Origin of the sequence: Bacillus sp. Leaf49 (assembly GCF_001426125.1) — a bacterium.
Lineage (GTDB): Bacteria > Bacillota > Bacilli > Bacillales > Bacillaceae > Bacillus > Bacillus altitudinis.
The window spans coordinates 222,866-248,772 of sequence record NZ_LMRK01000012.1; the positions used below are offsets into that span (position 1 = coordinate 222,866).

Here is a 25,907-nt window from a genome sequence, read left to right on the forward strand (position 1 = left end):
ATTGATAAAAATGATTACCTTGTTACTTTTAGTAACTAAACTATATAATAGTTAGTGACTTATTTCAAGTAATTAATTATGTTATAATGAAAAAAAGTAGAGAAAAGCAGGAGGGAGTAAAGTATGGCTCAAGTAGATGGCTGCCCAATTACAGATGCCATGGAGATTTTAGGGAAGAAGTGGGTGATTCTCATCATCAATCAGCTTTTGACAGGGCCAAAACGTTTTTGTCAGCTAGAAAATGAAATGAACATCAGCGGACGGTTATTATCAGAAAGGCTGAAAGATTTAGAAGCTGAAGGTCTTGTTGAGAAAAAAGTATATCCCGACATTCCAGTGCGGATTGAATATGAACTAACAGAACAAGGAAACAAAATTGAACCAGTCATACGGGAAATGTATGCTTGGTCTTTAGAGCGCAAAAATAGTGAAAAGGGTGAACATGTCCCTTCTTAATGGACTTCGATCAGTGTCCCTGATCGATTTTTTTTGTGATTTTCCAGAAATCTAAGTCAATAGTATGAAAAATGATGTTGACAATAATTTCATTCATCATATAATATCAAGGAGAAGAGGGTTCTTTTCCCTGTAATGGAATGGGGGAGGTTATGCCATGGTATCATGAATGGGACAGATTACCTAAACCGTGTATCACTACATCATGTAGCAGCAGACATCTTTGACTTGTCGAAAGCAAAGATTTATTTTTTAAACTCAATTGATAATGATTATCATAATCATTTATGAGCGTGATTCATACGCTGATAAAGGTTATTTTTTTTATTATCTATTGAGAATAATTATCAATATCAATTAGGAGGATAAATATGAAATCACTTCGTTCAGCATCACACGTCTTATTATTCTTTAGCTTTGTTCTATTGTTTGCTCTAGCCCCGGTTAGCTCTGCCTCAGCAGCAGGCTTAGCAGATGGTCAATATTCAGCACAATATGTGGTATGGAAAGCAGACAGTGATTCAACGTCAACAGCAAATACGTATTTTGAAAAACCAGCTAAGCTTGTTGTGAAGGACGGAAAAATCAAAGCGCAAGTCACGTTAACGAACAGCTCTTGGATTACAAGCTTTAAAACATTGGATCAAGGTGTCTACAAAGATGCGAAGGTGATCAGTACAAACACAGCTGTCAATAAGAGAACGGTAGAGTTCAATGTCAACAGCCTGACAGATGTTGTACCAGCTAAAGTGAGTGTGACAGTACCGGTCATTGGATATACAGGCAATTACGATATTCGCGTCAAGTTTGATGCAGCAACTGTTCAATAAAAAGGGAGGAAATTCATCTGATGAAAAAATGGATCAGGATGCCAGCCTTTGTGGCTGCATTATTGCTGGCACTTATACTGCCTTTTTCAAATGCACAGGCTGCCTCATTAAATGATGGTACATACTCCGTCAATTACACTGTGATGAAGGCCGAAGGAACTGCCGTTTCGATGGCAAATGATTACTGGCTGAAGCCGGCAAAAGTGATCGTGAAAAATGGCAAGCTGACTGTGCAAATGACCATTAAAAACAGCAGCTGGGTAACGGAATTTAAAGTGCCGGGAAATGGTGGCTATGTCGATACGACGGTTCTATCAACGAATAAGAAAGCCAATACAAGGCTTGTTCAATTCCAAGCACAGAGTTTGTCTAAACCAATCAAGTCAAAAATCCATGTCACAGTCAAATCGGCTGATTATGATCACGACTATACCATCCAGCTGAAATTCGATGAAAGCAGCATCAAGTCACTTTCTTCTGACAGTTCAAAAGAAACAGCAGGTGCAGCAAAACATCAAGAATCATCAAAAGAAACAACCAAAACAACTGATTCATCCACCAAAACAAAACAAGAAGAAAATCCTCAAACTGGTGATACAAGCCAGATGGGATGGCTCCTTGTGCTTGTCTTATGTTCAGGCGGGTTTTTAGCGAGAAAGTGGATCATCAAGCATTAACGGAAGGAAGTGTCATCTTTTGAAACGTCTTTTTCATCTACAGACAGCTATTCTGCTCGTTTTATTCAGTTTGTTGACTGCGTTTCAGCTGCCTCAAGGAACGGCTCAGGCGGCATCATTGGTTGATGGTGAATATACGGCCGGATTCACCATTTTAAAAAATGGCAGCACTGAAGCATCCATGATGGATACGTATACAGAAAAGCCAGCTAAGCTCATCATCGAAAATGGCAAGACGACTGCCTATTTGACGCTGAAGCAAAGCAAAGAAATCACAGATTTCAAGGTCGAACAAAATGGCTCTCTCGTCACCACTGAAACGGTCAGTGAAGATGAGACAGCAAATACGCGTGTAATCAAATTTGATGTAGCCGATGTATCAGCCAAATTAAATGGCTGGGTCAAAATTTACTGGGACTTAGGCGGCTTTATTTATGATGAGGCGTATGACGTACAGCTCGCTTTCGATCAGAGCAGTCTCACACTTGTCACGCCTGCGAAGCCAGACGATAGCGAAACAACACCAGATGATCAAAATGGTACGACGCCAGGCGACAGCGAAACAAAGCCGGATGATCAAAATGGTACGACGCCAGGCGACAGCGAAACAAAGCCGGATGATCAAAGTGGCACGACGCCAGGCGACAGCGAAACAAAGCCAGATGATCAAAACGGCACAACACCAGTTGATTCGACGCAGAACCAATTAAAAGATGGTGTGTATCGTATCAACTACAGTGTGCTGAAGGGCGATGAGGATGAGGCATCTCGGATGAGCCAATACTTCTCACATCCAGCATCGTTAACCGTTAAAAATGGAACGCAAACCGTTTCCTTTACGGTGAAGGATCATACGTCAGTTGATTCTTTGAAAATAGAGAGAAACGGTTCTTATCAAGAAGTGAAAAACGTGAGCACAGATCAAGCAAAGAACACAAGAGTGGTTTCATTTGAAGTGTCTGATCTGAAAAAAGCAGTTAACGGAAAAGTACACATTGTAGTAGCAGCCGCTCACTATGATCAAACGTACGATATTCGTTTTCAATTTGATTCAAAAAGTATCGTTCCACTGAAGGACGGTCAAATAGAGGAAGAAACCCCGGCTACACCAGAAACACCAAAACCAAATAAACCAGCACCAGACACAACGAACGGCGGAACGAATCAAGAGACAGTTCAGCTAAAAGACGGAGTGTACAAGCTTCCTTTTTCAATGAAGAAAGCAGACAAAGATGAGCTTTCTCGCATGAACGATTACGTCGTGAGCCCTGCGACATTGGTGGTGAAAAATGGCCGCCATTTCGTTTCATACACTGTGAAGAACAGCTCAGCCATCACGTCGTTCCAAGTAGGAACCGGCGGTAAATTTGAAGAGACGCTAGTTGCAAAGGCTGATCAAAAAGCAGATACACGAGTGATTCAATATGAAGCAAAAAGTTTGAGTAGTGATCAGGCAGCACGCGTGAAAATTGACATTCCAGCTGCCAATTATCATGAGCAGTACGATGTCAAACTTGTCTATGATACGAAAGGTATCGCAAGTGGTGAAGGAAGCGGAATTGCGACGGTGATCGGAGACGATGAGAGCATCGGCTTTGTGAAAAATCCGAATGATCACGATTCTCAACCAAACCAGCTTGCGAATCTCGCACCAGAGGAAACGGGCGCAGAGCAGATGACCTTTACGCCATCAGATGACCAAACCAAGTCTGAGACAGGTCAGTTGAACCCAAAAACAGGAGATACTTCACTTCTTTGGGTGTACATTCTTTTATTCGGCGGATCACTATTCGTGCTCGTCAGAAAGTATCAAACTCGTACAAGATAAAGAATCTATTTTAAGTGAGGTGCGCCATTCATCTCGGCGCATCCACTTCCTTTTTTTTCGAAAGGAGGCTTCTGTTTTTTGAAGCATCGAATGTTATGTACCCTGATCACGGCTCTATGTGTGTGCGTCTTCTTAGCAGGCTGCTCACAATCAGCTGAAAGCTCAGCGAAAGGCAAAAAAAATGCAGCATCAAGTGCCCGCATTGTGGCAACGACTGTAGCTGCTGCTGAGATCATGGATGCGCTAGAGGTGGATCTTGTCGGGGTGCCAACAAGTCAAAAATCCTTGCCGGCTCGATACAAAGGACTCCCAGCAGTCGGTAACCCAATGAGCCCGGACATGGAAATCATCCAATCACTTCAACCGACAGATGTCCTGTCTGTCACGACTCTTCAATATGATTTAGAAACGCCTTTTCAACAAGCTTCTGTCCCTGCGACATACCTCAACCTTGAGAGCCTGGACAAGATGGAGAACGCCATCACAAAGCTTGGAGAAAAATATGATAGAAAGACACAAGCGAAACGCATTGTGGATGATTTTGAACAAAGAAAGAAAGACATACAAGAGAGAACGAAGGGAAAGACGAAGCCATCCGTTCTCATTTTGCTTGGTGTACCAGGCAGTTATTTAGTGGCAACAGAGAATTCGTATATCGGTGATCTTGTGCGTATTGCAGGAGGAAAGAACATCGTAAAAGGTGAGAAAATGGAGTATTTGGCATCCAATACGGAGTATTTACAAAAAGCCAATCCAGATATCATTCTCCGAGCCGCACATGGGATGCCGGATGAAGTCGTCAAAATGTTTGATCAAGAATTTAAAACAAATGATATTTGGAAACATTTTAATGCGGTCAAACAAGACCGGGTGTACGACCTCGAAGAAAGCTTATTCGGGACAACAGGCAACTTAAAGGCAGCAGAGGCATTAGATGAATTAACTCGTATGTTGTACCCGTCATAAGCGGCGAATCTTAATGATAAAAGGACGTTCAAGATGAAAAAAACAGGGATTTTATTTCTGATAGTCAGTCTCTTACTAGCCGGCGTATTTATTTATTCCGCCATTACGGGGAGCATTCATGTTACACCGATTGAATTATTGGAAGGGCTTATGACCGGTCAACATGCACAGGTAGAAATCATTAAAGATTTAAGAATCCCCCGCATGCTCATTGCGATGTTTACAGGGGCGGCTTTATCTGTCTCCGGTGTCCTCTTGCAGTCTGTGATGAGGAATCCATTAGCAGATGCCGGTGTTATTGGTATTTCATCGGGAGCTAGCTTCTTTTCTTTAATGGCAATTACAGCGCTTCCTCAATTTTATTTCTACTCTCCTTTATTTTCAGTTTTAGGCGGGGCAATTGCCTGCTTCCTCGTATACGTCTTGTCTTGGAAAGGCGGCTTAAGCCCGATTCGAATGATTCTGGTGGGGATCGCCATCAATGCCATGTTTACAGGGATGGCAGAAGCGTTTGTGACCATTTGCAGCTATTTCAATATCACTATTAATCAGTCGGGACAGTCGAATCTGACGATGAAAACGTGGGGAGATGTCCGTTTAATCGGTGTCTATGGCGTCATTGGGCTTGTGGTTGCGCTTTTCTTTAGCAGATGGTGTAACTTGCTTGCCCTTCAAGATAAGACGGCGAAAAACTTAGGATTGCGTGTGACCAGAATGCGCCTTTTGATTTCAATCACGGCGGTGTTATTAGCAGCGGTGACTGCTGCGGTAGCGGGCGTGATTGCCTTTGTCGGCTTGCTCATTCCACATATCTCTAGAAGGCTTGTCGGCTCGGACCACCGAGTACTGATTCCATTTTCTGCGTTAAGCGGGGCCTTGCTCATTTTGACGGCTGATACGCTCGGCAGAACGCTTGTGGCTCCAAATGAAATCCCTGCTTCTACAATCATGGCTGTCATTGGCGGGCCGTTTCTGATCTTTTTATTAAGAAGGGGTGATCGTCTTCATGGACATTCGTGAGGTGTCGTTTTCCTATGATCGGCAGAGGGATATTGTTCAATCGGTCACCACGCACATCGAAAAAGGGAAAATTACGACCATTATCGGTCCAAATGGCTCGGGCAAATCCACACTGCTTTCCTTGATGGCACATAACCATTGTCCACATAAAGGACAGATTCATTTAGATGGACAAGAGCTGAATGCGTTCAAGCCAAGGGAACTCGCGAGAAAGCTGGCAGTCGTACATCAGCAAAATGAAGCGCCGCTCGATTTGACGATCGAACGAGTCGTGGCATTTGGGAGAACACCATACCAAACGATGCGCGGCAGTGATAAGGAAGAGGATGAGAAAGCAATTGAGTGGGCACTGTCCTGTACAAAGCTGACGGATAAGCGAAAGGTGCCTCTTGCCTCATTGTCAGGTGGAGAACGGCAGCGTGTATGGATTGCGATGGCTTTAGCGCAAAAAACACCGATCCTTTTCTTAGATGAACCGACGACTTATTTGGATATGTATTATCAATTTGACATTCTGGAGCTCATTCGAGAGCTCAATGTCGAGCATGGATTAACCATCGTGATGGTCCTGCACGATATGAATCAGGCGATTCGCTATAGTGATGTCATCATCGCCATGAAAGATGGACAAATTATTCGCGAAGGACGGCCCAATGATGTGTTAACAGAAGAGATGGTGCGGCACATTTATCATGTGTCCGTCACAATTAAGCAGGATGCAGAAACAGGGATGTATATCGTGCCTGTAGGCATATAAGTTGTGCAAAAAGCAGGTGAGACAGTGTGAAACGAGGGAAAAGGATCGGGCAGCGAATGCTGACGATCGTCTGTTTAGGTATTTTTCTATATAGCGGTACTGCCATTGGCTTGGAGCTCTTTGGCTATTATCAAAATCGTCAGGTGCTTGCAAAGGCTCAGACACTTTACACACACGAGGATGGAATGAAACAGCGAAAACCTGGAGAAATTCGTCAGTCATTTGATGATTTGCGAAAGGTGAATGAAGACATTGTCGGTTGGATTGATATGAAGGACACGATGATTCAGTATCCAATTGTTCAGTCAAACGATAATGCATTCTATTTAACTCGTAATTATGTAAAGGATGACACACGGGCAGGCAGTATCTTTATGGATTATCGTAATGACGTCTTGCATGAAAGTCCCAATACAGTGGTGTACGGTCATCGAATGAGGGATGGCTCTATGTTTGCTGGTCTCACAAACTATTTGAAAAAAGATTTCTTCCAAGATCATCGCACATTTCAGTACGATACGCTGTACCAAAGCTATGAAGCAGAGATTTTTGCTGTGTATGAGACGACAGTCGATTTCGATTATATTCAGACTGATTTTCAGGATCTTGGTGAATATGCGCACTACTTGCAAGCTGTGCGTAAGAAGTCCATCTATCAAACGAAAACAGACGTATCCACAGATGACTTGATTCTCACATTATCGACCTGTGATCACGTGCTGGCACCTAAAAACAAGCGTCTCGTGGTACAGGCGAAGCTAAAGAAAGTTTACTAGAAAAGGAGAGACAGACGGTTGAAATGTTTACATGTGATTTTGGCAGGACTCGTCGTCGTGCTTCTCCTCGGCGGATGCAGCCAGGCGGCGCCGGCCGAGAATGGGAGCGGGCATGGTGCGCTCAACATTCAGGATTTTGCCGGCAGAACATTATCGTTTCATGAATCACCTGAACGGATCGTCTCGTTGTCAACTGGCGACATGAGCATCATTTATGCCTTAGGTGGCCAGGTTGTCGGCCGGCCAACTGCCGAATTGCCAGACAATCTACAAAAGGCAAAGTCCGTACAATCAATTGGCACAACCCATCAATTTGATGTCGAGCTGATCACGAGTTTAAAGCCCGATGTGGTGCTTGGGAATGAATCATTAAACAGCAAGGATATCTCTACTATAGAAGGAATTGGTTCACAGCTTCTTTTGACAAGTGCCAACTCAGTGAAGGACATCCAGCGTCAAGTTACTTTATTTGGTGATTTACTTGGAAAGCAGCAAAAGGCCAAAGCGCTCAATGCTCAAATCGATCAGCGGATCAAGCAAGTGAAGCAGCCTGAGAAAAAAGTAAAGACGCTCGTTGTGTATGGTGCACCCGGCACATATATGGCGGCACTTCCGCAATCTTTAAGCGGTGATCTGCTGCGGATCGCTGGTGGGGCGAATATTGCTGAAAATGAACCAGCACTCGAAAAGTTTCCGCAATATGCACAAATCAATGCAGAAAAGGTAATCGAGGCCGATCCAGATCTCATTTTGCTGATGACACACAGCAATCCTGAAGATGTCAAAGCAGGCTTTATGAGTGAAATGAAGCAAAATGCGGCGTGGCACGATGTATCAGCTGTCAAAAATGGACACGTTGAGATTCTACCAAGTGACCTATTTGGGACAAATCCAGGCGCAGAAGTCATCAGAGCGATCGATGAATTAGAGAAGAAATTGAAGCGATTGTCATCATGAAGATGAATGCAGAACTAGATTTTCAAAAAAGGCAGTCAAGACGAAAATGGCTGTTACCAGGATTGTTTCTCTCTTTATGTGTGGGCGTCTGTCTAGGACTTGCGGTAGGTTCTGTCCAATTGTCGCTGACGGATTTAATGGCTGTGTTCACGGGATCAGGTCTGCCTGTTCATGAAAAAATTGTCATGGATTTACGGTTTCCGCGTGTGCTCATTGGTTTTCTCGTTGGGGCCTGTCTCGCAGCATCAGGAGCGATTTTACAAGGAGTTGTCCGAAATCCACTGGCTGACCCTGGGATCATTGGTGTGACTGCGGGCGGCGGGTTAGCTGCTGTACTCAGCATGATTGTTCTTCCGCAATTCACGTATTTGCTTCCGGCAGCCGCTTTTCTGGGCGCCTTATTAGCAGCTCTTGTCGTGTATATGCTGTCATTTGATCAAGGGGTTTCACCGCTTAAATTGATCTTGGCAGGTGTTGCCGTCAATGCCTTGCTTGGTGCGGTGATGAATGGGTTTATGGTGCTTTACAGTGAGCGTGTGCAGGCTGTTTTGCCTTTTCTATCAGGGGGATTAAACGGACGGAGCTGGCATCATCTTAGCTTCGTGTCGCCATATGCGCTGGCTGGATTATGTCTTTGTTTTTTCGCCATTAAACCGTCCAATCTCCTTTTGCTTGGCGATGAATCGGCTCAGCTATTAGGCCTTCGAGTAGAGAGGACTCGATTTTTTCTCATTGCGCTGGCCGCTCTTTTAGCTGGAGCGGCTGTCAGTGTCAGCGGTTTAATCGGTTTTGTCGGGCTTGTTGTACCCCATTTTATCCGTCTTTTAATCGGAGATGATTACCGGTATTTGCTACCGATTTCAATGCTTGGAGGGGGCGTGCTTGTGGTCTTTGCCGATACAGCGGCACGGGTCTGGTTTACACCGGTTGAATTGCCTGTAGGGATCTTGCTTGCCTGCATCGGTGCACCTTTCTTCCTCTATTTATTAAAAAAGAAAGGGAGGGGTTAAGATGGATGTCATTGCAATGGATGACGTGAGTCTCAGTCAAGGCGGCTTTCGGCTGTCTTCCATTTCAGCAGCTGTTCCTAAAGGGAGTGTGACCGGAATCATTGGCCCGAATGGGTCAGGTAAGTCGACTTTTATCAAAGCGGCCGCACGACTGACCTCAATCGAAAGCGGCATGATTTACATTCACGACATCCCACAAAAAGAGATGACGGCACAGGAGATCGCCAAGGAGGTGGCAGTTCTCATGCAAACAAGAACCGCCATTCCATCGATGACAGTACGTGAGCTGGTCGCACTTGGACGCAGTCCGCATCGTTCCATCTGGAAAAAAAGCACCACGTCAGATCATGAAGCGATTGAGTGGGCGCTTGAGGTGACGAATAGCCGCACCAATGAAAACAGAATGCTCCATACATTATCAGGCGGAGAAAGACAAAAGGCATATATTGCAATGGCACTGGCTCAGAAGACAGAGACTATCATTCTGGATGAGCCAACCACTTATTTAGACATTGCGCATCAGCTTGAATTACTGGAGCTGCTCAAACAGCTGAATCAAACACATGGCATCACCATTTTAATGGTTCTCCATGACTTGCAGCAGGCCGCAAAATATTGTGACCGTCTCATTGCTATGAAGCGAGGTCAGGTGCATCAAATTGGCTCACCAAAAGAAGTGTTAACAGAAGACTTTTTCAAGGAGGTTTTTGGGATTCAGGCAGAGGTTCACTTAGACGGACCGCATCCACTCATTATCCCCATTGCCTCCATTCAACAACAAAAGGGAGATGAACCAAACATGATTATTGTAAATAACCAAGTAAGAGTAGAAAAAGGCAGTGCCGACCACCTTGTTAAACGGTTTAACAAGCAGGGGCAAGTAGAATTTATGGAAGGTTTTTTAGGAATGGAAGTATGGGTCACTCAGCAGACAACTGATTACGATGAAGTAACCATTCACACCCGCTGGAATCGAAAAGAAGACTTTGTGAATTGGACAAAATCTCAGGCATTTGGTGATGCGCACGCTCATGGAAAGGCGAAACCTGAAGGCCTGTTAAAAAACAAAATTACGTACTATGAAGTGCAAGTCACAAGACCTGCTTTACAGAAAAAAGCCTAAATATTCAAAAGCGCTGCAGCGAAGAAGCAGCGCTATTTTTTTGTGATTGTCTCTTTCCGTCACATATTTTTGACAAAGTATTCAAACAACTGACACAATCCCATCCAAATTTTAGGTAAAATTTACTTTATTTTTGAAGCGCATGGGTGTAAAGTACAGGTATAAATAACTAACCGAATGAAAATCAAGAGTAAAATTTCACCGAGTGAACTATATCAAATGGACTTCCGCTTGTGAATCATTGAACAAATAGTGAACTTTTTGTGAAATGGTGAGCATAAATATCTCGAATCATTCGGCATGCGAAAGTAAGGGAGGATGTAAGGCTGTGAGTGAGCTGTTTTTAGCAAGATTTCAATTTGCCTCAACGACATTATTTCATTTTATTTTTGTTCCTATGTCTATAGGTTTGGTATTTATCGTTGCATTGATGCAAACCCTTTATGTCGTCAAGAAAAAAGAGATTTATAAAAAGATGGCAAAATTTTGGGGTCACCTTTTCTTAATTAACTTTGCAGTAGGTGTGGTGACAGGGATTCTGCAAGAATTCCAGTTTGGGATGAACTGGTCTGATTATTCAAGGTTTGTCGGTGATGTCTTTGGTGCACCGCTTGCCATTGAAGCGTTATTGGCCTTTTTCCTTGAATCTACATTTATTGGACTTTGGATATTCGGCTGGGATCGTCTGCCGAAAAAAATTCATTTGTTATGTATTTGGCTCGTTTCTCTTGGTACGATCTTTTCGGCGTTTTGGATTTTACTCGCCAACTCATTTATGCAGGAGCCAGTTGGATTTGTGATTAGAAATGGCCGTGCAGAAATGAATGACTTTGGGGCGCTCGTGACAAATCCGCAACTTTGGGTTGAGTTCCCGCACGTTCTGTTTGGTGCATTGGCAACCGGTGCTTTCTTTATCGCGGGTGTCAGTGCCTATAAAATGATCAAAAAACAAGAAGTGACCTTTTTCAAAAAATCTTTCCAGATTGCCATGGTGCTTGCTTTCATTTCTGGCTTAGGTGTGGCGTTCTCTGGACATGATCAAGCAAAGCACTTAATGGAATCACAGCCGATGAAGATGGCAGCAAGTGAAGCCCTTTGGAAGGATAGTGGAGATCCAGCGGCTTGGACACTATTTGCCAACATTGACACAGATAAAAAAGAAAACTCTGCGGAGATCAATATTCCGTTTGCTTTAAGTTACTTGGCTTATTCGAAGTTTAGTGGAGATGTGCCAGGCATGCTGACCCTTCAAAAAGAATATGAAGCAAAGTTTGGTCCTGGAGATTACATTCCTCCAGTCAAAACAACCTTCTGGAGCTTTAGAATCATGGTGGGTGCCGGCATGTTGATGATTTTTGCTAGTATGATTGGTTTGTATTTGAGCTTTAGAAAAAAACTAGAATCAAACAAATGGTATTTACGCTTCATGGTATGGATGATTGCGTTCCCGTTTATTGCAAACTCAGCTGGTTGGATCATGACGGAAATTGGGCGTCAGCCGTGGACAGTCTTTGGTATGATGACAACCGCACAATCCATTTCACCAAACGTATCGTACGGCATGTTGCTATTCTCAGTCATTAGCTTTACGACCATTTATCTGATTCTTGCCATCGTGCTTGCCTACTTATTCATTCGAGAAATTAAAAAAGGTGCACATTCTGAAGAGAATACAGATCAAAAGGATGAAACGGACCTGTCTACAGATCCATTTGATGGAGGCGCATATCATGGCATATCTTAACGAGATTTGGTTTATTCTTGTCGCAGTACTGTTTGTTGGATTTTTCTTCTTAGAAGGATTTGATTTTGGTGTCGGGATGTCCATGCAGCTGCTTGGAAAAGATGCACATGAGCGCCGCATTTTAATCAATACGATTGGCCCTTTCTGGGATGCGAATGAGGTCTGGTTGATTACAGCAGGCGGAGCTATTTTCGCCGCTTTTCCTCACTGGTACGCTACGATGTTCAGCGGATACTATATTCCGTTTACGGTTCTCCTGCTAGCGCTCATTGGGCGGGGGGTCGCCTTTGAATTTAGAGGGAAGGTCGAGAAGGCTTCATGGATCAAAACGTGGGACTGGGTGATCTTCTTTGGCAGCCTGCTTCCGCCATTTTTACTCGGCGTGCTATTCACAAGTATTTTACGAGGAATGCCCATTGATCAAAGCATGAATATGTACGCTGGATTTACAGACTTTGTGAATCTTTATTCAGTGATCGGCGGGGTAGCTGTGACGGTTCTTTGCCTTCTGCATGGATTGATTTTCGTCACACTCCGCACTGAGGGTGATTTAAGAAATCGTGCAAGAAAGCTCGGTCAGCGTGTTTTATTGATTGCACTGCCGGTTCTTGTTGTATTTGTTGGTGTGTCTATTCTTGAAACAGACATTTATACCGTGCGTCCGATCATTACGATCCCTTTAACTGTACTCATTGTGGTTTGTTATGTAGCGGCTCTATTCTTTATGAGAAAAGAGCGTGATGGATGGACATTTTTATTCACAGGTGCAGGTATTATGGTGACGGTGACCATGCTTTTCACAGCATTATTCCCGCGTGTCATGATTAGTTCGATCAACCATGCATTCGACCTCACCATTCAAAACGCTGCATCAGGATCTTATTCACTGACGGTCATGACGATTGTTGCCATTTCTTTGCTGCCTTTTGTGCTTGGGTATCAAATCTGGAGCTACTATGTCTTCCGTAAACGTGTAAGCGGTAAGGAGCCAATGACCTACTAATGGATAAACGTTTGCTTCAACTAAAAGGAATGAGGGGGCTTCTTGCCCTCTTAGGTATTGTGTCAATCATCCAAGGAGCAAGTATTATTTTTCAAGCACAGTGGCTGGCACATGCCATAACAACGCTGTTTGACGGGAAGAGCCTCATGCAGGCAACGCCTTATGTCTTGCTGTTTCTTGCTGCCTTTCTGGTGCGGCACGGTCTCACCTTGATGCGGGAGAAGGTCATGTTCACCTATTCTTCCCGAATTGGAGCAGACGTCAGAAAGCAGCTGTTGGACCAGCTGTTCCGTTTAGGGCCAGCTTTCACGAAGAAAAAAGGAACAGGAAAGCTTGTGACATTGGCGATGGAGGGCATTGCCCAATATCGTCAGTATTTACAGCTGTTTTTGCCGAAAATGGTGAACATGGCAGTTATTCCGGTGATGGTGCTTGTCTATGTTTGGACATTAGATGAAACATCTGCTGTCATTCTCATTGTCACGCTGCCGATTTTAATTGTTTTTATGATTTTGCTAGGACTTGTCGCTCAGCGTAAAGCGGCCAAACAATGGAGATCGTATGAGAAATTATCCAATCATTTTACTGATTCTCTCCGTGGCCTTGAAACGCTTCGCTACTTAGGGATTAGCAAAAAGCATTCTCGTAATATTGGAGAGGTCTCAAAGCGTTATCGAAAGGCGACGATGAGCACACTGAAAGTCGCCTTTCTTTCATCTTTTGCTCTCGATTTCTTTTCTATGCTGTCCATTGCGACTGTCGCTGTATTTCTCGGCTTGCGCTTAATTGAAGGAGATCTTTTGTTATTGCCCGCTTTGACCGCACTGATGCTTGCGCCAGAATATTTCTTGCCAGTCCGTGAAGTGGGAAATGATTATCATGCGACGTTAAACGGTAAAGAAGCGAATGAGGCGATTCAAGTGATTTTAGAGGAAAAGGGCTTCCGAGAGCAGGAGACACAATCCGTGCAGCTGAACGAGTGGAATGAGCAATCTGAGCTCACACTGCAAGATGTCAGTGTCTTACATGATGAGCATGCACCATATTCGATTCAGGATGTGGACCTCACTGTGAAAGGAAAGAAAAAAATTGGGATCATCGGTGCCAGTGGTTCAGGGAAATCGACGTTAACGGATGTTCTCGGTGGTTTTGTTGAACCGTCTGCAGGTGAAATCATCCTAAACGGAAAGCCGCTTGCTCATTTACAGCTGGCGGCATGGCAAAAAGAAGTCGTTTATATGCCGCAGCATCCTTATTTATTTCACATGACACTGAGAGAAAACATTCGTTTTTATGAACCGAATGCAACCGATGAAGACGTCGAAAGAGCGGTGGAAGAGGCAGGTTTGTCTCAGCTCGTAGCTGATCTCCCCAATGGATTGGATGAGGTCATTGGCGAACAGGGCAGAGGACTGAGCGGTGGACAAGCGCAGCGGATTGCCCTCGCTCGCACAGTGCTCGGCCAGCGATCCATTATGCTGTTAGATGAACCAACGGCTCATCTGGATATTGAGACAGAGTATGAATTGAAGAAAACAATGCTTCCATTGTTTGAAGATAAACTTGTGTTTTTAGCCACACACAGACTTCATTGGATGACGGATATGGATGAAATCATTGTGATGGATCATGGGACGATTGCAGAGATGGGGACTCATGAATCATTAATGGAAAGAAAAGGTGTGTACTATCAATTGGTACAGGAACAAATGGGGGCGGTCACACATGGTCAGTAAAGGCTGGTTTATACCTTATATCAAGGAGAATCAAAAGCTGTTTGCCTTGGTGCTTTTTTTAGGGGCGATTGCGGTGTTTTCTGCTTCTATGCTCATGTATACGTCAGGGTTCCTCATTTCAAAAGCTGCCACAAGACCTGAGAATATCTTGATGGTCTATGTCCCAATCGTGGCAGTACGTACCTTTGGTATTTCACGCTCAGCGGCTCGTTATGCAGAAAGACTGGCGAGTCATCAGCTCATTTTGACGATGATTGAAAAAATGCGGGTACGTCTTTATGATATGGCTGAACGAAGTGCCAAACAGACTAAGCTTGGAACAGGTGAAATGCTTGGGCTGTTATCAGAAGATGTGGAGAGATTACAGGATGCGTATTTAAAAACAATCTTTCCATCCATCGGTGCACTGCTTTTATATGCCGCTTCAATTGGAGCACTTGGGCTTTTTTCATGGCCTTTTGCCGGGTTGATGCTGCTTTATATGGCGCTGCTCGTATTTGTATTCCCATACATCACAGTACTTGTGAACCGGGCGCGACAAATTGAAATGAAAAAGGGCAGAAATGAACTGTACAGCCATTTAACAGATGCCGTCATGGGCGTGAGTGACTGGTTGTTTAGTGGCAGACAGAACGATTTCGTTGAAGGCTATGAACGAAAAGAAGCAAAGCTATTAGCGCTCGAAGCGGCAAAGCATCGGTTTATCCGTTTGCGCCAATTTTTAGCACAGCTAGTCATTGGAGGAGCAGTCGTCCTTGTCGTGTATTGGAGCGGCTCAGTCGTTCAGGCTGGTTCTATGCCGCACACGCTCATCGCAGCCTTTGTGCTTGTGCTGTTTCCATTAACAGAAGCCTTTCTTCCCCTGTCAGATGCAGCAGGTGATATTCCTGTTTATCAGCATGCCGTCAGCAGATTAAATCATTATGAAGAGCAGTCGTATGAAGGATTAGTGGAGAGGGAGGCAGCAGACGAGACACCCGTCTCTGATGGCGTTGAAGCGGTCTGTTTTGATCAAGTCACCTTCGGATATGAAGTAGATCAACATGTACTAAAGCATTTTTCGTTTTCCATGAAGCAAGGTGAATCGCTCGCTCTTTTAGGAAAAAGCGGTGCAGGCAAATCGACCATTTTAAAACTGTTAGAAGGGGCAGTCGTGCCAAATCAAGGGGTTGTCAGCATTCAGGGGAAACCGGTACAAAGCATTCAAGAGGAGATATCCTCTTATGTGTCTGTACTCAATCAACAGCCTTATTTATTCGATACGTCTGTTTTAAACAACATTCGCTTAGGTTCTCCAGAAGCGACAGAAGAGCAAGTAAAAGAAGCCGCGCGGCAAGTTCAGCTGCACGATTACATTGAGTCTTTGCCAGAAGGTTATCACACAGGTGTACAAGAGACAGGGGTTCGTTTCTCTGGTGGAGAAAGACAGCGTATGGCTCTAGCAAGGATTTTGCTGCAAAACACACCGATTGTTGTATTAGATGAGCCAACCGTCGGGCTTGATCCACGCACAGAGCGTGAATTGCTTGAAACGATCTTTCGCGTGTTAAAAGGAAAAACAGTCATTTGGATCACCCATCATCTCACTGGCTGTGAGGCATGTGACCGTATGATGTTTATTGAAGGTGGACGTATTGAGATGGAAGGGCAGCATCATGATTTGCTGAAAGAAAATGTGCGTTATCAAAAGCTGTATGAAATGGATCGTCCATTTTCGAACGTGTAAAAAATGTATGACAAGAACGTTCGGACAGAAGATTTCTGCCCGAACGTTTTTTTGAGTTTAAGGATTTACTTTTCCTACACCCGCATTTGATACAACTTCTGATTTCACATTGTTCACGTTAAGCAAAGAGTAGTTATAAGGAGGGTTGTACGTACCTGTTGAAGACGTTGGCAGACTGCCTGTGCTATTAATATATGAGTTGTTGATGACATGCCATGTACCGACTTGACGGCTGTCCCAGCTGCCAATGGCATTGTTTGTATTTTCAAATACGTTGTGCTCAATTCTCATTTTTGCGCCCATACGAGAGTTAATCGCAGTTGTATGGATGCCTTTGTAGTAGTTGTTATACACATGACCTTCTCCGTAGCGCATAGACGGTACACGAGAGTTCAAGTTTTCAAAGCGGTTGTTGTGGAATGTGATTTTTCTGTTGTAGTTATCGTTATCGGAGCTGCCCATCAGCATTGTTTTCCAGCTGTCATGGACATAGTTCCATGAGAACGTAATGTAATCGGAGTCATTTTTCACATCGAATAACCCATCATAGTCATCTTTCCCAGAGTTCAAAGTGTTGTAGAGTTCATTATGGTCGACCCATACGTTTTTAGAGCCACCTTCGATTCCGATGGCATCTTTATCACCGATTTTGCTGTGATGGATTTTGAGGTTGCGGATGATGACGTTATTGGCACGCCATACTTTAATACCAATCCCATTAAATTCGCCGTTTGTCCCTTTACCGACGATGGAGACATTGTTTGTATCTTTCACATCAATTTTATTGGCTGATGTATTAGAAGGAGTAATCGTTCCGTCTACCACGATTTTCAATTTTTCATTTGTTCCTTTGCTTTTGAGGGCAGCTAATAGTTCATTTCCCGTTTTCACCGTCACCGTTTTACCGCCTTCACCGCCTGTTGTACCGCCATTTAATGTGGAGAATCCTTGCTGATTAAAATTGGCCATAATCGAAGGGCTTTCTGGATATTTCGTTGCTGCTTTTGCCTCCCCATTTGGCGCAAATAATGAAGTCACGAGACCAACCGCTAACACACCAGCTAACATTGGAACTTTTTTCTTCAACATGAACATCTCCATTCTCTATTTTGTTTTAATGTAAACGTTTCCAAAATAAGCTGCGATTCAACCGCTCCTCCTTCCTTCGCCAGCATCGCCTCTTTCGGAATGTAGGAAGAGCATAGCACGCAAAAAGGTATCATCGGCTAAGAATTGGAACGAAGTATTCCACGATTTTCAAGGAAACTAAGGCAATGATTATTTCAATTTATCTACATGAGACAAGGATCATTGACGATAGGTATTGGGGTAACCTAGTGATTATGAAAAGGACGTTCTTCTTTTCAAGGAAAATCAAGATGATTACGAAAGCGTCATTTTGTTAGAGACAAAGACATGTCATAATCATTACATAAGAAAAAAATGGATATCAAATAGATCCATGCGCTAAACAGTAGGTAGAAAAGGCTCCAATTTAAAAAAAGAAGGTCTATTTTAAACGATGCGATCACCGGTGTCGTCTAATCAATAAGAGATAGAAAGGAAGGAGGGACGTGTTTGGAGCAGACCGAGGAGACTTTATGGATCAAGCGGGCAAAACAGGGGGATGATGCCGCATTTACCGCCCTTTATCGGCATCATTATTCGTTTCTTTACCGTTATTTGATGAAATTGACCCTTCAACAAGAGCTGACAGAGGAGATCATGCAAGAAACGATGCTCAAAGCGTACATGAAACTTTCTTCTTTTAGAGGAGATTCATTATTTTCAACATGGCTCATGTCCATTGCATCTAGACAATTTTTAGATCATCAAAAGAAAAGAAAACGTGAACAAAAGAGAGAAGGAAAGGCGAATCAAGAAGCCATCCGCCGGTTCAAATGGGATGTTCAGCAAAAAGGCCATACTTGGCATGACATGTGGGATGCTCTAAATGAGTTAAAGGCTCAGGAGAGAGCACCGATCCTTCTCCATTACTATTATGGCTTTACTTACCCTGAAATCGCTTCGATGCTCGGGGTGAGAGAAGGTACGGTGAAATCGAGGGTTCATCATGGGATCAAGAAAATTCGAAAGGAGTGGGACTGATGAAAGAAGATCGTTTCGCCGATCGTTTAAAAGAGGGGCTGCAGGAGCTCGATGAACAAATCGAAGTAGAAAAGCCGAGTGAACAAGCTTTGATGTTGATGCTAAAGCAGGCAAAGGAAAAAGAGAAAAAACGTTTTAAACAAGAAGTGCTGGCGTACATCATCGTCAGTCTGACCATCATGACACTTTTTGCAGCTGCCATTACTCATTTGCCCATCATCTTCATTCTTCTCCAAGTGGTGAGCGTGCCGCTCTGTGTGGTTGTCGGCATCAAGGAATATCAACATATTAAAGGAGGGTCCTCCTTATGAGTCAGACGGAAATGATCATCTTATTGTGCGCATTACCGTTACTGTTTGCACAGGGATTTCTCTTATTTATGGATGCTAAGAAAAGAGGGCGTTATAAATGGTTCTGGGGCATCATTGGATTAATCAACTTCCCATCTTCTTCTATTTTATATTGGCTGTGTGTTGTCTTACCTGATCGTAAAAGAGGAGAAAAGCTCAGGAAAGATTGAAAGACGTTGTAAAACTTTTGACCTTTTTTTTGAATGATCATCATCTAGAAAAAATGAAAGTTTCATGAATGTGTCAAAGAAAGCGGGATGTTGAACGTCCAGTTCGTCATTTCTAGCACGATAGTCATTCTTTGAGCGGGCTATTTTCATGACGGAAGGTGATTCTGCTTGATCTATCTCATTTCGGCATCGTTTTCATCTGTTATCAATATTGATCAGTTTTTACAAATGGTGTTAAATTAATCTCAATATGCGTTAGAAAATCTAACAACCAAAGAGTGAGATATTGACAAGGAGGCAGATGAGACATGTTGACCTTAGATCGAGCAGCACAAACAGCACAAAGCTACATCCACCGTGTGCTAGAGGATGTAGAAAAACGGAATCCAGGTGAGGCGGAATTCCAACAAGCCGTGAAAGAAATTCTGGAATCCCTCGTCCCGGTTTTTGCAAAACACCCAGAGTATGAAAAACAGGGGATCTTAGAACGCTTAATTGAGCCTGAGCGGATTGTGATGTTTCGTGTACCGTGGGTAGACGATGAAGGCAAAGTACAGGTGAACAGAGGATTCAGGGTTCAATTTAATAGTGCCATCGGTCCTTATAAGGGGGGCATTCGTTTCCACCCATCGGTCAATGCCAGCATCATCAAGTTTTTAGGGTTTGAACAAATCTTTAAAAACGCACTGACAGGTTTGCCGATCGGCGGAGGAAAAGGTGGATCAGATTTTGACCCTAAAGGGAAATCTGATGGAGAAATCATGCGTTTTGTTCAAAGCTTTATGAGTGAACTCAGTCGTTATATTGGACCTGATCAAGATGTACCGGCAGGAGATATCGGGGTAGGCGCACGCGAAATCGGCTATATGTTCGGCCAGTACAAAAAAATGCGTGGTGCGTATGAAGCAGGTGTCCTGACAGGAAAGAGCCCTGGCTTCGGAGGCAGTTTAGCAAGAAAAGAAGCGACCGGCTATGGACTTGTGTACTTTATGGAAGAAATGTTAAAAGCCCACGGAATGCAATTTGAAGGACGATCTGTTGTTGTGTCTGGGTCAGGAAATGTATCGATTTATGCGATGGAAAAAGTATTGGAATTAGGCGGAAAGGTTGTGGCTTGTAGTGATTCAAGCGGAGCCATTTACGACCCTCAAGGCATTTCACTTGAGACAGTGAAGCAGCTGAAGGAAGTCGATAACCAGAGAATTAGTGCCTACATAGACATTCACCCGCATGCTGAATTGATTGAAGATTGCGAACAAATTTGGTCTCTCCCTTGTGACATTGCGCTGCCATGTGCGACCCAAAATGAAATTTCAGAGTCGCAAGCACAGCAACTAGTGGCAAACGGTGTCATCGCTGTAGGAGAAGGGGCCAATATGCCGTCCACACTTGAGGCCGTCAAAGTATTTGAACAACATGATATTTTGTTTGCACCAGCAAAAGCAGCAAATGCTGGGGGAGTGGGTGTTTCGGCATTAGAAATGGCGCAAAACAGTGCGAGAATGTCTTGGACTTTTGAAGAAGTAGATGGTCAGTTGAAACAAATGATGCAGTCGATTTATCGTCAGTGTACCGAGACAGCTGAAGAATACGGATACGCTGGAAACTTAATGGTAGGCGCAAATATTGCAGGATTTCGTAAAGTGGCAGATGCCATGATCGCGCAAGGCGTCATTTAATTCCTGCTCTCCCGCACCTGTTTATTTCATGACAAGATCGGGAATCGTCTTGTAAGAATGACAATAAGGAGGCGCGGGAGAAAATGAAAAAGTGGCTGAAACAAATTGTCAAATGGGCACCAGTGATTTATCCAGTGGTGAGGAAAATATACAAAGAACGAAAAGTATCCAAAAGTCGTAACGTATCAGCCGGGTAATCCGGCTTTTTTTTATGAAATGAATGAAACAAAAAAATATGCTGTGTGAATGATCCATTTCACTTCTCTCTCCGTTAAGTACATAACAAACGGAAAGAGGAGGCAAAACAGATGAAAATGAAAAAAGCATTTTTAACGATCCCGCTTAGTGCAGCATTATTATTACCAACTGCTCAAATGGCAAGTGCACACGAAGGACATATGCATGGGGATGCAAAAAAGTCGTCATCATCACAAGAGGTGTCAAATAAAGCAACGGATCTTCGCGCAGCGCTTGATCAGCTGTTCTCAGAACATGCTTATTTAGCAGTGATCACGATGCAAAAGGGAATTGATGGAAGTAAAGATTTTGATCAAGCAGCAGCAGCGTTAAATGAAAACACGAATGATCTATCAGATGCGATCGCCTCTGTGTATGGAAAAAAAGCAGGGAAACAATTCAAAGAGATTTGGTCAAGCCATATCGGTTACTTTGTTGATTATGTACAAGCAACAGCGAAAAAAGATGAAGCAGGTAAAAAGAAAGCGGTCAAAGAGCTTGATCAATACCGCATGAAACAAGCTGATATGCTTGATAAAGCAACGGATGGAAGATTGAAAGCAAGTGAACTTGAAGAAGGTTTAAAAATGCACGTCAATGAACTGCTAAAAGCTTTTGACAGTTACACAGAAAAGGATTTTGATACAACCTATGAAACGGTCAGAAAATCCATTCATCATATGTTTGAAGTAGGTAAAGGCGTATCATGGGCGATTACAGATCAATTTCCTGGGAAATTTGATCAAAAATCAGTGGATACTCCAGCCGCAGATCTTCGTGAGGATTTAAACTACTTGTTCTCAGAGCATTTGGCACTCGCGGTAGTGGCTATGCAAAAAGGGAATGATGGCAGCAAGGACTTTGACCAAGCGGCAGCAGCGTTAAATGAAAACACGAATGATCTATCAGATGCGATCGCTTCTGTTTATGGAAAAGATGCAGGAAAACAATTTAAAACGATCTGGTCAAGTCATATCGGATATTTAGTTGATTATGTTAAAGCGGATGCATCAGGAGACGAGCAAGCAAAAGAAAAGGCCGTCAAAGATTTAGATGCTTACCGTATGAAACAAGCAAAATTTTTAGATCAAGCGACAGATGGACGATTGAAGGCGGCTGACTTAGAAGCCGGGTTGAAAACCCATATTGATGAGCTCATCAAAACGTACACGTCTTATCACAATGGCGAATATGATCAGCTGTACCCGACTGTCAGAGAAGCATACGGCCATATGTTCATGGTTGGTCAAGATGTCGCATCAGCTATTGTCGATCAGCATCCTGAATTATTCAAATCCAACATGCCAAATGAGATGCCGAAAACAGGTATGGGAGGCACAGCCGGTCCCTTAGGTATGTCATATGAAGCATTTGCTGGGATGATGGCAAGTCTCATCTTAGCCGGAGGTGCAGTGGGGGCGTTCTTCCTCATTCGCCGTAAACCATCAAATTAAGCAGGCATCAAGACAAGAGGGAACGTGCACAATCGTGCCGTTCCTTTCTTCAAAAGGAGGTCGACTTGCGTGAAAAGATGGCTGTTTGGTATTCTGACGCTTTTCATCATCACGGGCTGCGCATCCCAATCAATAGATGAAAAGTCATCCTCTGAAACTGCATCATCTTCTGAGCCAATGACAGCAAAACAAGCCAAGAATCCATCTCATTCACACGACACGTTAAAAGATGAGCCATCGGGTATTGTGCCAGCTGACATCTCCATTCCAGCGATTGATGTCCAAGCAAAAGTGGAGAAAACGACTTTATCAAAGGATGGCAGTATGGGTGTTCCACAAAATACAGATCACACAGCTTGGTTTGAAGATGGTCCGAAGCCTGGTGATAAAGGGAATGCTGTCATAAATGGTCATGTTGATAATAAATGGGGTCCAGCTGTTTTTTATCGACTAAAGGAGCTAAAAAAGGGAGACAAAGTCATTGTGACATCCTCGTCAGGGGAAAAGCGAACCTTTGAGGTTCTCAAGGTGAAAAGCTATCCGCGCGAAGAGAAACCAAATGCTTTTTTCGGATACGCCTTTACACGGAATCTCAATTTCATCACATGTACGGGAACTTTTGATCATGCAGCCGGTACACATGAAAAAAGATTGGTTGTCTTTACACAACTGATTTCCTCATAAGAAAAAGGCGGATACACGGAGGTGTAACGCCTTTTTTTCATGATTTCCACAACAGCATCTTAGAAGAAGGTTCATAGGTCATTAGATATGGTTGGTTGTATAAATAGGGGCGTTTGTCATATAAATGAGTTGGCAATTTTTATTTCTTTTCAGTAGAATATGAGTAATGAAGAGAACTGTAAGCGTATACAACCTGTCCAAACAAGGCAGATTCTCCACCCTAAATGAAGGAGGCCGACCTAATGCTGAGTAAAAGACTGGCGCACATTTTAAGTCAGCTGATGGCAGCTGAGACTCCTCTCACGAGCGCTGCGCTTTCTGTCAGTTTACAAGTGACAAGCCGCACCATCCGAACAGACATCAAGGAACTGAATGAGCGTCTAGCCCCTTATCAAGCAGCTGTATCAGCTGTTAGAGGCGCTGGCTATGAGCTGTTGATCAACGATGAGAATGCCTTTCGCCGTTTTATGAAGGAAGAAGTCGAACAGGAAGAACCGCTTGCTATTCTTCCAGAAGAACGAGTTCGATTTATTTTGAAAAAGCTGCTTCTAGCGGAATCATATGTGAAGCTGGAAGACTTACAGGAGCAGCTGTTTATTAGTAAATCGACGATGAGTAATGACATGAAATGGGTCAAACGTAAGCTCGAACCCTTTGATCTGAAGCTGGAAGTAAAGCCGAATAAAGGCTGCCGGATCAAAGGATCTGAGATGAAAATCCGTTATTGCATGTCAGAATATTTATTCAATGAACGGCGTTCCTATCAAACAATGCTGAACACGGCGGTTACGATTTTGCCAAAACATGAGCTGGAATTGATTCAGAGAACCATGATTGATTATATCAACGAGGAAAAAATGAATCTATCAGACATTTGCATGAATAATTTAATTGTTCATATTGCTATTGCCTGTAAACGGATTAGACACGGAAACTATGTATCTGTGCTGCCTGAAGAAATCAACGAAATCCCAAGGGCAAAAGAATACAAGGTAGCCAAAAAAATGGTTGAGCGTCTTGAAGGGCTGCTAGATGTCTCATTTCCACAAGAGGAAATCGTTTATATCGCCATTCATTTGCTAGGAACAGCCAAAATGGTACAGTCTTTTTCAACGGGCGGTCAAAAACAAATTGTGGATGATGACACGAGCCGTCTTGTTCAGCTGATGCTGAAAGCCATTGATCAAAAATTGCAGCTGGATTTAGCGGGAGATGCGGAATTGCTGATTGGCCTCAGTTTGCACTTAAAGCCGGCGATCAATCGGTGTAAGTATGGAATGAATTTAAGAAATCCAATGCTTGATGAGATCAAAGCGGGCTATCCAATTGCCTTTGAAGCAGGGATTGTGGCGAGCAGGGTAATTGAAGAAGAGACAGGTTTGTCCATTCATGAAAATGAGATCGGCTATATGGCACTTCATTTTGGTGCGGCCTTAGAGCGCAGGAAAATGGAGATACCACCGAAGCGATGCCTGATTGTCTGTGCGTCTGGTGCAGGGAGTGCAAGGCTACTTCAAGATCGTTTGCGGTCACAATTTGGGTCGAAGCTGACCATTTTAGGAACAGCAGAGCTTTATTCCCTTCCGCATGTCTCTTTACATGCATTGGATTTAATTATTTCGACCATTCCCATTCATATGGATTTACCGATTCCGGTCATTCAAGTGAACACGATTTTAGGAGGCAGTGATTTTTTAAAAATAGAAGAAGCTTTGACAAGTGAAACAAGAGTGACATTAGCCACGCAATATATGAAAAAGGAATTGGTCTTTACAAAACGCGCCTTTCAAACAAAGGAAGAGGTCATACACTTTCTCACGCAAAAGGTCATTGACAAGGGCTTAGCGCCAGCAGAACTTACACAATCTGTGATGGAAAGAGAAGAGTCTGCACCGACTTCATTTGGGCATTATACAGCGATTCCGCATCCGATGACCCCGCTAACAGAAGAGACGTTTTGGGCGATCTGTACATTAGAAAAACCGATTATTTGGGGAGAGAAAAAAGTTCAATTTGTCTGCTTGCTTTGTGTCGAAAAAGAGAATGCCAAAGACTTAAAAGGCATGTACCGTCTGCTTGGAGAGCTTGTCCATCATGTGAAATTTATTCAGCACCTCATCACCTGTGACACCTTTGAAGACATGCTGGATGTCATGGATAAAAAAGCGCCTTCGTACAAGAACTAATGGTGTGATATTAACTTTTTCCGCTTCTTAAAGGAAAAAGTATGGGTGTTTATGAAAGCGGTTTCATAATATGATGAATGTGTAAAGAAAAGCTTCATACTTCAAAAAGGGGGCGTTTACAATGAACATTTTATTAGTTTGTGCAGCAGGTATGTCAACAAGCTTACTTGTCACAAAAATGGAGAAAAGTGCACAAGAACAAGGAAAAGACTATCGTATTTGGGCCGTATCTGGAGATGCTGCAAAAAATCATATTGATCAAGCCGATGTGCTTTTATTAGGACCTCAAGTTCGTTATTTATTACCGCAAATGAAAAAACTCGGAGAAGACAAAGGAATTCCAGTAGACGTAATTAATACCGTGCATTATGGCGTATGTAATGGTGCTGAGGTTTTAAAATCTGCTGAACAGTTAGTGAACGGATAAAG

25 protein-coding genes are annotated in these 25,907 nt (G+C 43.3%); 24 read left to right on the plus strand and 1 reads right to left on the minus strand.

What is annotated here, in order from left to right:
• Positions 1-123: 123 nt before the first annotated feature.
• The 15 genes from ASG46_RS07890 (at position 124) to cydC (ending at position 16,609) form a co-directional block, all read left to right on the plus strand.
• Positions 124-456, plus strand: a complete 333-nt coding sequence (locus ASG46_RS07890; protein ID WP_056704069.1) for a winged helix-turn-helix transcriptional regulator — start codon at positions 124-126, stop codon at positions 454-456.
• Positions 457-827: 371 nt separating this feature from the next.
• The gene (locus ASG46_RS07895; RefSeq protein WP_008345600.1) at positions 828-1,286 is read left to right on the plus strand and encodes an NEAT domain-containing protein; all 459 of its coding nucleotides are present in this window, start codon (positions 828-830) and stop codon (positions 1,284-1,286) included.
• 20 nt (positions 1,287-1,306) lie between these two features.
• A complete protein-coding gene (isdC, locus tag ASG46_RS07900; RefSeq protein ID WP_035702537.1) occupies positions 1,307-1,963 on the plus strand; it encodes a heme uptake protein IsdC in 657 nt (218 codons plus the stop codon).
• 19 nt (positions 1,964-1,982) lie between these two features.
• Entirely contained in the window at positions 1,983-3,791 is a 1,809-nt protein-coding gene (locus ASG46_RS07905) for an NEAT domain-containing protein (RefSeq protein WP_056704072.1), read from the plus strand.
• A 78-nt stretch (positions 3,792-3,869) separates the two neighbouring features.
• Entirely contained in the window at positions 3,870-4,757 is an 888-nt protein-coding gene (gene isdE, locus ASG46_RS07910) for a heme ABC transporter substrate-binding protein IsdE (protein ID WP_056704076.1), read from the plus strand.
• A 33-nt stretch (positions 4,758-4,790) separates the two neighbouring features.
• The gene (locus ASG46_RS07915) at positions 4,791-5,777 is read left to right on the plus strand and encodes a FecCD family ABC transporter permease (RefSeq protein WP_007497915.1); all 987 of its coding nucleotides are present in this window, start codon (positions 4,791-4,793) and stop codon (positions 5,775-5,777) included.
• Entirely contained in the window at positions 5,764-6,534 is a 771-nt protein-coding gene (locus ASG46_RS07920) for an ABC transporter ATP-binding protein (protein WP_008345591.1), read from the plus strand. Before ASG46_RS07915 ends, ASG46_RS07920 begins: the two co-directional genes overlap by 14 nt.
• 26 nt (positions 6,535-6,560) lie before the next feature.
• On the plus strand, positions 6,561-7,310 hold the full coding sequence (gene srtB, locus ASG46_RS07925) for a class B sortase (RefSeq protein ID WP_048002469.1): 750 nt from the start codon (positions 6,561-6,563) through the stop codon (positions 7,308-7,310).
• A gap of 18 nt (positions 7,311-7,328) precedes the next feature.
• Complete coding sequence (locus ASG46_RS07930; protein WP_048002468.1) at positions 7,329-8,267, plus strand: ABC transporter substrate-binding protein; 939 nt, start codon at positions 7,329-7,331, stop codon at positions 8,265-8,267.
• A complete protein-coding gene (locus ASG46_RS07935) occupies positions 8,264-9,277 on the plus strand; it encodes a FecCD family ABC transporter permease (RefSeq protein WP_046344768.1) in 1,014 nt (337 codons plus the stop codon). The genes ASG46_RS07930 and ASG46_RS07935 overlap by 4 nt, the downstream gene beginning before the upstream one ends.
• A 1-nt stretch (position 9,278) precedes the next feature.
• Entirely contained in the window at positions 9,279-10,400 is a 1,122-nt protein-coding gene (isdG, locus tag ASG46_RS21540) for a heme oxygenase (protein WP_035389921.1), read from the plus strand.
• A gap of 328 nt (positions 10,401-10,728) precedes the next feature.
• Positions 10,729-12,144, plus strand: a complete 1,416-nt coding sequence (locus ASG46_RS07945; protein WP_035389919.1) for a cytochrome ubiquinol oxidase subunit I — start codon at positions 10,729-10,731, stop codon at positions 12,142-12,144.
• A complete protein-coding gene (gene cydB / locus ASG46_RS07950) occupies positions 12,131-13,147 on the plus strand; it encodes a cytochrome d ubiquinol oxidase subunit II (RefSeq protein ID WP_017368319.1) in 1,017 nt (338 codons plus the stop codon). Before ASG46_RS07945 ends, cydB begins: the two co-directional genes overlap by 14 nt.
• Positions 13,147-14,883, plus strand: coding sequence for a thiol reductant ABC exporter subunit CydD (cydD, locus tag ASG46_RS07955; protein WP_056704081.1), 1,737 nt, complete (start codon positions 13,147-13,149; stop codon positions 14,881-14,883). Before cydB ends, cydD begins: the two co-directional genes overlap by 1 nt.
• Positions 14,873-16,609, plus strand: coding sequence for a thiol reductant ABC exporter subunit CydC (gene cydC, locus ASG46_RS07960; RefSeq protein WP_056704084.1), 1,737 nt, complete (start codon positions 14,873-14,875; stop codon positions 16,607-16,609). The genes cydD and cydC overlap by 11 nt, the downstream gene beginning before the upstream one ends.
• A 57-nt stretch (positions 16,610-16,666) precedes the next feature.
• Here the strand turns inward: cydC and ASG46_RS07965 are convergent, their stop codons facing one another.
• On the minus strand, positions 16,667-17,698 hold the full coding sequence (locus tag ASG46_RS07965) for a pectate lyase family protein (protein ID WP_008345573.1): 1,032 nt from the start codon (positions 17,696-17,698) through the stop codon (positions 16,667-16,669).
• A 489-nt stretch (positions 17,699-18,187) separates the two neighbouring features.
• On the opposite strand from ASG46_RS07965, the gene sigY reads away from it, so the two are divergent.
• From sigY to ASG46_RS08005, 9 genes are all read left to right on the plus strand, one after another.
• Positions 18,188-18,718, plus strand: coding sequence for an RNA polymerase sigma factor SigY (gene sigY / locus ASG46_RS07970; protein ID WP_041507977.1), 531 nt, complete (start codon positions 18,188-18,190; stop codon positions 18,716-18,718).
• The gene (locus tag ASG46_RS07975; RefSeq protein WP_045033786.1) at positions 18,718-19,029 is read left to right on the plus strand and encodes a YxlC family protein; all 312 of its coding nucleotides are present in this window, start codon (positions 18,718-18,720) and stop codon (positions 19,027-19,029) included. Before sigY ends, ASG46_RS07975 begins: the two co-directional genes overlap by 1 nt.
• A complete protein-coding gene (locus ASG46_RS07980) occupies positions 19,026-19,238 on the plus strand; it encodes a hypothetical protein (protein ID WP_008345569.1) in 213 nt (70 codons plus the stop codon). The genes ASG46_RS07975 and ASG46_RS07980 overlap by 4 nt, the downstream gene beginning before the upstream one ends.
• Positions 19,239-19,546: 308 nt before the next feature.
• On the plus strand, positions 19,547-20,917 hold the full coding sequence (gene gdhA, locus ASG46_RS07985; RefSeq protein WP_056704086.1) for an NADP-specific glutamate dehydrogenase: 1,371 nt from the start codon (positions 19,547-19,549) through the stop codon (positions 20,915-20,917).
• Positions 20,918-21,000: 83 nt separating this feature from the next.
• Positions 21,001-21,114, plus strand: coding sequence for a hypothetical protein (locus tag ASG46_RS21315; protein WP_226650551.1), 114 nt, complete (start codon positions 21,001-21,003; stop codon positions 21,112-21,114).
• A 111-nt stretch (positions 21,115-21,225) separates the two neighbouring features.
• Positions 21,226-22,608, plus strand: a complete 1,383-nt coding sequence (locus ASG46_RS07990) for a hypothetical protein (protein WP_048002463.1) — start codon at positions 21,226-21,228, stop codon at positions 22,606-22,608.
• Between the two features lie 69 nt (positions 22,609-22,677).
• Positions 22,678-23,292 (plus strand): class F sortase, encoded by a 615-nt coding sequence (locus tag ASG46_RS07995; RefSeq protein WP_024719512.1) that lies wholly within the window; start codon positions 22,678-22,680, stop codon positions 23,290-23,292.
• A gap of 242 nt (positions 23,293-23,534) precedes the next feature.
• Positions 23,535-25,478: a BglG family transcription antiterminator gene (locus ASG46_RS08000; protein WP_056704089.1), complete on the plus strand. Its 1,944-nt coding sequence runs from the start codon at positions 23,535-23,537 to the stop codon at positions 25,476-25,478.
• Positions 25,479-25,599: 121 nt separating this feature from the next.
• Complete coding sequence (locus tag ASG46_RS08005) at positions 25,600-25,905, plus strand: PTS sugar transporter subunit IIB (protein ID WP_007497889.1); 306 nt, start codon at positions 25,600-25,602, stop codon at positions 25,903-25,905.
• Positions 25,906-25,907: the final 2 nt, after the last annotated feature.